Here is a 237-nt window from a genome sequence, read left to right on the forward strand (position 1 = left end):
AACAAGGGGCCGACCGACCACCTCGGCGGGCACATCCCCGTTTTCCCCGGCGATCAATGGGATTTCGCTTTTGGGCGCAGGACCGTTGCCTGCCCCGCCTATGGCTTGCGGGCCATCGACGGGCCGTTCGGCGATTTCTCCGATCCGGAAGGCCACAAGGCGGCCGCCCGGCGCGCCGCGGCCCTCGGCATCGAGGGCCAATGGGCAATCCACCCTTCACAAATCGCGCTGGCCAAC

At 67.9% G+C, this 237-nt stretch carries 1 pseudogene; it reads left to right on the top strand.

From position 1 onward, the window contains the following. Positions 1-237 (top strand): annotated as a pseudogene (locus KVT37_RS32875) (CoA ester lyase); the annotation flags it as partial.

It is taken from the genome of Mesorhizobium sp. GbtcB19, assembly GCF_019091085.1.
GTDB lineage: Bacteria > Pseudomonadota > Alphaproteobacteria > Rhizobiales > Rhizobiaceae > Mesorhizobium.